This is a genomic window from Cellulomonas hominis (assembly GCF_005239125.1).
GTDB lineage: Bacteria > Actinomycetota > Actinomycetes > Actinomycetales > Cellulomonadaceae > Cellulomonas > Cellulomonas hominis_A.
Genome location: NZ_SZYE01000173.1, coordinates 1 through 8,606, shown reverse-complemented (window position 1 = coordinate 8,606; position 8,606 = coordinate 1). Strand labels below are relative to the sequence as shown.

General features: G+C 78.4%; 4 protein-coding genes. All 4 read right to left on the bottom strand.

Annotation, left to right across the window (positions count from 1 at the left end):
- Positions 1-88: 88 nt before the first annotated feature.
- Positions 89-1,123 (bottom strand): cation diffusion facilitator family transporter, encoded by a 1,035-nt coding sequence (locus FA014_RS15980; protein WP_154730641.1) that lies wholly within the window; start codon positions 1,121-1,123, stop codon positions 89-91.
- Positions 1,120-1,596: a substrate-binding periplasmic protein gene (locus tag FA014_RS15975; RefSeq protein ID WP_154730640.1), complete on the bottom strand. Its 477-nt coding sequence runs from the start codon at positions 1,594-1,596 to the stop codon at positions 1,120-1,122. The genes FA014_RS15980 and FA014_RS15975 overlap by 4 nt, the downstream gene beginning before the upstream one ends.
- A 92-nt stretch (positions 1,597-1,688) precedes the next feature.
- A complete protein-coding gene (locus FA014_RS15970) occupies positions 1,689-6,890 on the bottom strand; it encodes an SdrD B-like domain-containing protein (RefSeq protein ID WP_154730639.1) in 5,202 nt (1,733 codons plus the stop codon).
- Between the two features lie 144 nt (positions 6,891-7,034).
- Positions 7,035-7,736, bottom strand: coding sequence for a response regulator transcription factor (locus tag FA014_RS20980; protein WP_268865897.1), 702 nt, complete (start codon positions 7,734-7,736; stop codon positions 7,035-7,037).
- Positions 7,737-8,606 lie beyond the last annotated feature (870 nt).

The following is an 8,606-nucleotide window of genomic DNA, read 5'->3' as shown; positions in this document are numbered from 1 at the left end:
CATCCAGCGGGTGCTCGCTCGACGTGTCCTCTGCACACTCGGCGCGCGCGGGCCCGAGCGGCGCCCCCGCGCGGGCGCGCGACCGGCGTCAGCGCGCGTCGGCCCCCGCGCGGCGGTCGTCCTCGCCGGGAGGCGCCGCGACGTCCGGCAGCATCTCGTCGGGCAGCTGCTCGACGGGCACCACCACGAGGTCCTGCACCTTCCAGTCGAGCGCCGTCGCGGCCGCGCGCGCCTCGGCGAGCTCCCGGAGCCCCGGCGCCCGGCCCGCGCGCGGGACCACGAACGACTCGACGTGGAACACGTGCCCCTGGTCCCGGACCCGGGAGCGGGCGTCGTCGACCCAGGGCAGGGCCCGGAGCCGCTCGTCGATCTCCCCGGCGAGGGGGTGCGGCTCGTCGCCGTCGACCGTCGTGGCCCGGGCGTCCATGAGCGCGCCGGCCGCGACCCGCAGGTTGCCGACGCCGTCGCGCAGGATGCTGACCGAGATGAACAGCGCCGCCGCCGAGTCGGCCCACCACAGGCCGGCGCCGATGCCGAGGATGCCGACGACCGAGCCGAGCGCCGTCATCCAGTCGGCCTTGTTCATGTCGGCGTCCGCGTAGAGCACCCGGTCGTGCAGCGTCCGGGCGAGCGGCATCTTGGCCCGCCCGAGCAGCACGGGCGGGATCCCGGTCAGGACCATCGCGCCGATCATCGGCCAGCCGGCCCAGAACACGTGGTCGCCCAGGTGCATCACGCCGACCGGCGGGTGCTCGCCGGCGAGCAGCCCGCTGCCGGAGTCGAGCACCAGGAACGCGCCCATCGTGAGCAGCGCCGCCGCCGCGACGAGGTGCCCGACCCCGACCGACCGGTGGTACCCGTAGGGGTGCGCGGTGGTGGGCCGCCGGCGCGCGAACCGCACGGCGACGAGGAACGAGATCGGCGGGATGAAGGACAGCAGGTCCTCCGTCCACGCCGCCTTCATGGCCTGCGAGCTGCCCATCACCAGGTACACCAGGGTGACGCCGACGACCAGGAACCCGATCGTGCCCCAGGCCAGCCGGACGGCCCGGCGCAGCGCGTCCGACTGCTCCTGCGGCAGCTCCGTGCGGCCGAACGTGGCGGCCGTCCCGGACGCGCTCACGGCAGCACGTCCCGGTGGTTCTCGAGCAGGAAGGTCTCCAGCCGGACGAGGAACGCGTTCTCGCCGAGCGGTGCGGCCATCACGTGCGGCTCGGGCGCGCCGTGCGCGTCGGGCACCGTGGTGTAGGGCGTGGTCAGCGCCGCGCGGGCCGACCACGGCGACCGCCCGGTGAAGCCGCCGACGACGAGGTCGAGCTCGCCCTCCTCGAGGTCGCCGATCAGCCGCTCCTCGCTGCCGACCGTCCAGTCGACCTCGGCGTCGAGCGTCTCGGCGAACTCGGCGACCACCTCGGCCTCGAGGCCGGACGGCGGGGCGCCCTCCTCGACCACGGTCCACGGCGGGTTCGCCGTGATCCCGACGCGCAGCGCGTCGCCGGTCACCCGCTCCAGCGTGCCGTCGGGGTCGGCGGGGAACCCGCCCGAGCACCCCGCGAGCAGCGCCGCGGTCAGCAGCAGTCCTGCGGTGCGTCTCATGCGGCCCGAGTGAAGCGCCTTCCGGGCGTCCGCGCACGTCGGGGCCCCGCTCCCCCGGCGGTCACCGGAGGTGCGGGGCCCCGACGGGTGCGTCAGCCGCGCCGGCGGCCGAGCCGGGCGCTCAGCGCCAGGCCGCCCAGGCCGAGCAGGACGACCGCGGCCGCGAGCAGCCCGAGGCCCGACCCGGTCACGGCCAGGGCGCCGCCGCCGGGCGTGGCCACGACCGGCGGGTCGGCGGGGGCGCCGCCGACCGGGTCGCCGCCCGCGGGCGGGTCGCCGGGGTCGCCGGGGTCGCCCGGGAGCGACGGGCCGAGCACGCGCACCAGCCCGGCGTCGACCGTCGGGTCCACGTAGTCGGCCTGCGCCCCGTCCCCGGGGACGGCCGGTCGCACGTGCGGCCCGTCGGCGCCGAGGACGACCTCCCGGGTCCAGCCGGTGTCGTCGGCGTCCGAGTCCTCGGCCGCGTCCCCCCGGCGCGGACCCGTGAACCCGTACCGCCCCGCGAGGTCGCCGTCGAGCACGAACTCGACGCGGTACGTCCCGGCCGGGAGCAGGTCGAACAGGTACCGGCCGTCGGCGTCCGTGGTGGTCGTCGCGACCGGCTGGTCCGAGCCCGCCGGGTACAGCCGGACGGTGACCCCGGCGACGCCCCGCTCGCCGGCGCCCTGCCGGCCGTCCCGGTCGTCGTCCAGCCACACCCGGTCGCCCAGGGCGTAGGTCCGGTGGACGGCGACGCCGGCCCGGTTGGGCTCGAGCGTCTCGTGCTCCAGCCCCGCGGGCGTCACGCTGGCGGTGGTCACCACCATCGTGTTCCAGGCCGGCGCGTCCACGTCCGCCGCGGCGGTGTCGTAGGCCGTCGCCGACCGGGTCCGGAAGGTGGCGGTGACGGTGTCGCCGGGCCGGAGGTTCTGCGCCGACAGGTCCAGGTCGACGCGCAGGCCGCGCACCCGGGACAGGTCGTCCACCTGGTCCGCCGGCGTCCAGACGTCGGCGGCGCAGCCCGTGCCGAACGGGTCCGCCGACCGCGGGTCGCCCGTGTAGGTGCAGGTCGCGTCGTCCAGCAGGTAGGACACCGTGGTCTGCGCCCCGTCCGGCAGCCCGGTGAGCTGCAGGTCGCCGAGGTACTCGGTCGCCCACACGCTGCCCCGCGCGCTGGTGCTCTGCGACCGCGACGTGCCGGTGTCGCCCGCGAACGGGAGGACGTCGACCAGCGTGGCGCTCGCCGTGGGCAGGTTGCCCGTGTTGGTCACGCGCAGCCGCCAGGTCTCCGTGCCACCCGGCTGGGTGCGGACCAGGCACGGCGTCCGGTAGAAGCCGTCCGCGGACACGCACTCCTGGCCGCTCGCCGAGGTGTTGACCACGCCGGTGGGCGCGGCACCGGGCGCCAGGTCCTCGGCCACGTCCTTGACCCGCAGGTAGTTCGGCAGCGCCACGACGTCGATCCGCGCGGTCGCCTCCCGGGTGAGCCCGTCGGCGGACGACAGGACGAACCGGTTGGTGAGCACCGAGCCCGCCGGGGTCCCGGCGCGCACCGCGAGGGGCACCGTGACCGCCACCTGCTCACCCGGCATGAGCCGGGTCCCGGGCGGGAACGTCACGCGCACCGCGCCGCCGTCGACCACCACGGACGGCTCGGCCCCCGCGATCGCCGCGTCGTCGGGCGTGATGCTCACGGCGGCCGCGCCGTACGCGTCGGGGTCGTAGACGAGCTGCGGCCCGGCGGCGTCCGCCGGCAGCTCGTCGGTCAGCACCGGGTCCACGATCGGCGCCGTGCCCGTGTTGGTCGCGGTGAGCCGGAACGGGAGCCGGGAGCCGGGGCCCGTGGTGGTGGTCCCGGGCGTCTTGGTCACGGTGGCGTCCAGGACGCCGTCCGTCACCTCGTAGGTCGCCAGGGCCGGGTCCAGGACGACCGGGCCCGGCTGGTGCTCCGCCTGCACGGTCCCGGTGACCTCGTTGGTCAGCGTGCCGGCCGGCACCTCGGCGCCGGTGCTGCGCAGCGTCGACCGGGGGCTGAGCGCGAAGACCGCCGTCGGGCCCTCGAACCCGCCGACCTGCCGGTTGGCGAACCAGGAGCCCGCGGGTGCCCGGAAGGTCACCCGGACGCCGGTGACGTCCCGCCCGGAGGTCCCGTCCGGCAGCGCCGCGGCGCCGTCCGGCAGGGGCGGCATGGTGGTGCTCACGCCGGGCGGCAGCGCGCTGCCGACCGGCGCCGTCCAGGCGCCGTCGACGCGGTACTGCACGTCGGCGGTGTAGCCGGCCCCGTCGGCCGCGGTGACGCCCGCGAGCGCCTCCAGCCCGACCAGGTCGAACGCGTCCCAGAACGCCTCGGAGGTGTCCTCGAGCACGTAGGTCGCCGGCCGGCTCACGGCCACGTCGCTGACCCGGCGCGCGCTGAGCGACAGCCGCACCGTGCGGTCCTGCGCGCCGTACCGCGTCCCGGTGCCCGGGGAGACGGACTTGGCGAGCGCGCCGTCGAGCGGCTGCAGCGCCTCCGGGTACAGCACGGTGGCCGCTTGCGCGACGTCGTCCGGCGTGCCCGGGCCCAGGTCGCCGACCAGCGTGTTCGTGAGGGTGGTCGACGCCGGGGCGTCGGCGGTGCCGGTGATCGGGGCGCCCGCGCGGGTCTGCGCGCGCAGCACGGTGTCCGCGACCACGACCAGCGCCGCGCCGTCCGGCAGGGTGCCGTCGGCGCGCGCCTCCACCGACACCACGTCGGCGAGGTCGGCCGGGGACAGCGCCGCGACCGCGGCCGCGGACCCGAGGTCGTGCAGCACGTCGCCGTCGGCGCCGCGCAGGACGACCCGCACGTCGTCGGTCCCCGCCGGGGCGGTGACGGCCAGGCGGGTCAGGTCGACGTGGTCGAAGGTGCTGCCGTCGTCCGTCGCCGGGTCGGGGTCGACCAGGCGCAGCGACCCGACCGGCACGCCGGAGATGTTCTGCACGCGCATCGTCAGCCGGTTGGCCGGCCGGTCGGCGCCCGGCTCGGCGTTGTCGACGCCGATGAGGGCCGAGGCGTCGCGCCAGGACTTGCTCGCGTCCACCCGCCGGATGTCGAGCGGGGCGTCGCCCGGCCCGAAGGTCACCGCGTCGCCGGCACCGGACGGGCCGGTCAGGCCCGCCCCGACGCCGCTCCCGGTCGCCTCGACCGCCACGGTGTTGCGCAGGGCGACGCCCGGGGCGACCGCCTCGTCCAGCGCCAGCACCAGCGCCACCCGCGGGGTGAACGTGCCGTCGGTCGGCAGCGAGGCGCCGGTGGGCGTGTAGACCACGCGGACGCCGTCCGCCCCGGCCGGGACGTCGAGGTCGAGCAGCGACGCCGCGTCGGTCGTCGGGCCCGCGAGGGACACCCAGCCGCCGCCGGTCCGCACCAGCACCTCGGCGCGCGCGCCGGACGGGACCTGCACCGAGCCGACCCGGTCCAGCACCGCCGCGTCCCACAGCGACGACCCGGCGTCCCCGCCGGCGGCGTCCTCGATCACCAGGGACCCGACCGGGACCGTGGTGTCGGCGGACACGCGACCGGTGAGCGTGGCCACCAGCTCCTGACCCGGCGCGCCGGGCAGCGACGCCCCCTGGGCCTGCTGGGTGAGGGACTTGCTCGCGGTGGTGACGACCTGGCGCGGGACCACGGTCAGCCGGGCGGACGCCGTCCGCACCGCCGCCGGGGTGCCGTCGGCCGCCTCGCCGTCGACCGCCACCTCGTTCGTGAACGTGCGCACCGGCGACCAGCCGGCGTCGGTGGCGACGCGGAACGGCACCGTCGCCGCGGCGCCCGGGGCGAGCTCGCCCCGGTACTCGACCACGAAGCCGGTCACGACCGCGCCGGCCGGGGGCGCCGGCCAGGTGGAGGTCCCGCCGGACGGCGGCTGCACCGCCACGGGGCCGCCCACCCCGGTGCCCAGGAAGGTCACCGTGGCGCCGTCCGCGCCGGCGGGCCAGGCCGCCGCGTCCACGGAGCCCGAGCCGTCCGTGCCGAAGCCGTCGAAGCCGAGCAGGCCGGCGGCCGGGTCGCCGAGCGGGCCGGCACCGGGCGCGGAGGGCTCGGCCACCCGCAGCAGCGACAGGGCGGAGTTCGAGGCGTTGCGCGCGGTGAGCCGGACCACGGACGTCTGCCCCGCCACCACCTCGGCGCGCGCCGCGCCGTCGAACGTCTTCCCGGCCGCGACCTCGACGGTCACCGGGTTGATCTGGAACGCGGCGGACGCCGTCGCCGTCGCGTCGCCGCGCGGCGTCGTCAGCGCGGCCGACGCGGTGTTCGGCACCCGGGTGGTCGCGTCGCGGGGGGCGGTGCCCGCCTGCCCGAGCACCAGGGCGACGGAGCCGGCGGCCCCGCCGGCGACGAGGGTGCCGTCCGCGGTGCCGTCACCGGCGAACCGCAGCCCGACCGCCGAGACGGTCGCGAGATCCACGGCACCGGCGTCCAGGGTCGCGCCCGGCGCGAACGGCCCGACGGTCACGGTGCCGCCCGGCGTGGTGAGGTCGATCGTCAGCGCGGTCGCGCCCTCCGGCGCGGTCCAGGCGCCGAGGCCGCGCAGGACCAGCGGCGTGCCGGGTCCGAAGGCGGCGGGCGTCCCGGCGGCCGGGTCGGCCACCGTCAGGGCCGTGGCCGCCACGGGCGAGGTGTTCTGCGCGCCGAGGGTGACCGTGACGTCGCCGGGGTCGCCCGCGACCTGGTCGGCCGGCGCGACGCTCTTGGTGACGGCGACGCTCGGGGTCACCGGCACGGTGATGCCCACGGTGGCCGGTGCGCTCACCGGGTCGGCGTTGCTCGCGGTGACGTCCGCGGTGTTCGTCACCGACCGCCCGTCCCAGGACAGCGGCGTCCCGGCGGGCAGCGTGGTGCGCAGCAGCACCGACACGCTCTGGCCCGCCGCCAGCCCGACGACGCCGGGGTGGCTGGGGTCCGTCTCGCGGAACGCGACCCGGGCGGTCGCGCCCGACACCGCGACGACCGACTGGCCCGTCTGCTCCGCCTGGACGGTCACGCCGTCCGCGTCCAGCACGAACGGCTCCGGCACCGCGTCCTCGAGCGCGACGTCGGCGCACATCGCGACGATCGACTCGCAGGTCACCTCGACCGTCCACGTGACGCCGTCGCCCGGCCGCGCCGTCGTCGCCGAGGCCGTCTTGCGGACGGCCAGCGTCCCGCGGTCCCCGTCCGCCGCCTGCGCGGTCAGCGGCGTCGCCACCGCCAGCACCACGCTCACCAGCAGCAGCGCGACGACCGTCGCGACCGCCGTCCAGCGCTCCAGCATCCCCCGTGACGCGCCGTGCGCGCCTGATCCCCAGCTCATCCCCGTGCCCATCCGTCTCGACTGCGCCGGCGGTGCGGGCGCGGGTCGCGCGCCCTGGTCCGGCCGATCGGGGATCGGGACGGGCGGAGGGGGCGGGGAGGTGAGGACCGGGGTGAAAGCCCCGGACGGCGTCGCGGACGCGCCTCAGAGCAGGCCGAGCTCCCGCACGCGGGCGACGGCGTCCGCCCGGCTGCGGACGCCGAGCTTGCGGTAGGCGGTCCGGGCCTGGGACTTCACGGTGTTGTGCGAGACGTGCAGCCGGGCGGCGACCTCGGCGAGCCCGGCGTCGCCCGCCAGGTGCCGCAGGACCACCAGCTCGCGCTCGGTCAGCCCGACGCCGGGCGCGCCGTCGGGGACCGGCGCCGGCAGGTCGGCGAACGTGTCGAGGGCGCCGGCCGTCGCCGGGTCCGCCGCCGCCAGCCGGGCGAGCGCCGCGCGCTCGGCGGGTCCCGTGCCGGCGGACGGGCTCCAGGAGCTCCAGCCCGCGCTCGGGCTGGCCGGCGGCGAGCGCGAGCACCGCCCGCGAGGCCGCGAGCCGGGTGCGCCAGTAGCCGGTCGTGGGGGCGCGCCTCCCCCGGCGCAGGGCCGCCGCGAGCGCCTCCTCGCCCGCCGCGGCGTGCCCCAGCAGCAGGTCGGCGGTGGCGCGCGCCTCCGCGAAGGCGGGCCAGAACTCGTTGGTGCGGAGCTCGCCGGCCAGCTCGTCCAGCAGCGCGACCGCGGCGGCCGCGTCGCCGTCCTCCAGGGCCAGGTGCACGCGCGCGAGGTCGAGGGGCGAGCGGCGGTAGGCGGTCTCGGGGCGGCGGGGCGGCTCGGTGGCGGACGCCGCCGCGGTGGCCGCGCGTGCACCGGCGACGTCGCCCTGCACCGCGAGGAAGCCGGCGGTCAGCGCCTGGGCGGAGAAGGCGCCGAGGGAGCCCGTGCGCTCGTGCGCGACTCCGCCGGCCGCGACCTCCAGCCCGTGCTCGACGTCGCCCGCCGTGAGGAGCGAGGTGCCGAGCTGCCGGTGCAGGAGCCCCCGGAGGCCGTCGACCGTGCCGTCCGTGCCGGGCGGCGTCGCGGCGAGGTGCTCCACCGCGGCGAGCGCCGCGGTCCGGGCGCGGCCTCCCCGGCCCAGCAGCCGCATCGCCACGCTCTCGGCGGCCCGCAGGACCGCGCGCTCCGCGGTCGTGGCGCGCGGGAGGTGGAGCACGGCCGCTCCCGCCGCCACGGCGAACCACTCCAGCGCGCGGGCCCGGTGCTCCGCCCGGGTGTTGTGCAGCAGGGCGACCAGCAGCGCCAGCGCCGGGCGCGCGGCCACCGCGGTCCGCGGCAGCCGCTCGAGGACCCGGATCGTGTCCTCGGCGCTCGCGCGCTGCCCGGAGCCCCACACCCGCATCACGACCGAGGCCACCAGGTCCGCGTCGCCGGTCTCCGCCGCCGCGTGCAGCGCCGGGTAGTACCGGCCCGCGTCGAGCCCCCAGGCGACCACCGTGCGGAGCAGGTCCGCGACCGCGCCGGGATCGGTGCGGGCGAGGTCCGCCCGGAGGGCGGCGCGCACGACCGGCGTGAGCCGGAGCTCCGGTCCCGCCGCGGCCGGGGCGCCGCCCGGCACCCCGGGGGGCTCCTCCCACGCGCCGAGCCCGTCCCGCTCGAGGCGCGCGAGCAGCGCCGGGGCGCCGTCCCCGGCGAGGGCCTCCGCGAGCGCGGGCGGCACGACGGCGGTCACGGACACCCGGC